Origin of the sequence: Exiguobacterium sp. 8A, assembly GCF_902506275.1 — a bacterium.
Lineage (GTDB): Bacteria > Bacillota > Bacilli > Exiguobacteriales > Exiguobacteriaceae > Exiguobacterium > Exiguobacterium profundum.
Window position 1 is genome coordinate 1 of the sequence record NZ_LR733689.1, and the last position, 1,196, is coordinate 1,196.

Annotated in this window: 2 protein-coding genes; both read right to left on the reverse strand. The window is 63.5% G+C overall.

Annotated elements, in window-relative coordinates; translation table 11 throughout:
* Positions 1-452: 452 nt before the first annotated feature.
* Positions 453-638 carry a hypothetical protein gene (locus GVY42_RS16525; protein WP_236550113.1) on the reverse strand — a complete coding sequence of 62 codons (186 nt, stop codon included), beginning with the start codon at positions 636-638 and terminating at the stop codon, positions 453-455.
* Positions 639-900: 262 nt separating this feature from the next.
* On the reverse strand, positions 901-1,196 hold a 296-nt coding region (locus GVY42_RS16630), incomplete at its 5' end, for a hypothetical protein (protein ID WP_236550114.1).

The following is a 1,196-nucleotide window of genomic DNA, read 5'->3' on the forward strand; positions in this document are numbered from 1 at the left end:
GTGCAGATCTGCCGCTTCTTGTCGCAGTTCTTCGCGTGGACCGTCTCGGTCCACGTGTGGCAGACGACTGGTCCAGCATGTGCCGGAGCTGCAGCAGTGGGCAGGACCACACCCACTCCCGCCAGCGCAACTACCATCCCCATGCCGACCAGTGCCTGTTTGATCTTGCTCATCGTGCATCCCCCTGTTGTTCGAGCCGTTTGGCTCCTCATCGTAAACGAGCGGCTGTGTCCACACCATCGCCGGGAAGGGTGGGTTGCGTTGCGTCGTCCGCAGCGTGCGCTTCGATGATCGGGAGGTGGAGACGCTCCAGGTCCAGGTCCAGGTCCAGGTCCAGGTCCCTGCCCGCTGCTGACGGTGTCAGCGTCGCGCGCACTCGGGTCGCGAATCCGGGCGGTGGGAGCGTGCTGGAGGCCAGCATCCGATAGAGCGTCGTGCGGTCGACGCCCAGGTCACACGCCACGGCAGCCTTGGCTACACCAGTGCTGATCAGCCGCCGTGCTTCGATGAGCTGGTCGTCCGTCAGTTTCCGGGCTCGTCTCTCGGTTGACGTCGCCGATCGCCTCGAGCTGTCGATCGAGGTTCTGATCGGACGAGCTCACTCGAACGTAAGCGACGGTCTGCAACTTGTATTGCACCACTCCTAGACTCTCGCGCACTTCTGCCGCAAAAGGCCGAGCAGGCACCCGAGAACCACGCGAAACCGCCCGACGGTCGTCTGTTGCGCTGGGGTATGCCCCAGCGCTACATAGCTGCACATGCTGAGCGAGTCAAAGATTCGAGAGGTTCGACGACTGATCGCAGCGCAACCTGCGACGAAACCGACCCCGCCTTGACAACCGTAGGGTTTACCGCGGACCCTCCTCGGCATCCCTAGTTCACCCGTCCCATGGGACCCGATCAGCGACCTATGAGCTTGGTGACCGCAGCGAGGATTTGCGAGAACGTCGATACCGGGATGGCTTCGTCGTGGCGGTCATCGATAGCACGTGGTCCGAAGGCACGGTCCACGAACTCCAGCCGAGCGGTGTCGGACTCGGACTTGTCGACGTTCGCCAGGAACGGACCGAACGCCCGAAGCTCCAACTCCGTGCGCTTGCTATCTTGCCCAGACGACACGAACCGTGACCCGAGCCGGATCGCTACGGTGGCGGCGGATGCAGCCAAAGCCCCAATGGCGGCGCGGACGGCGAACG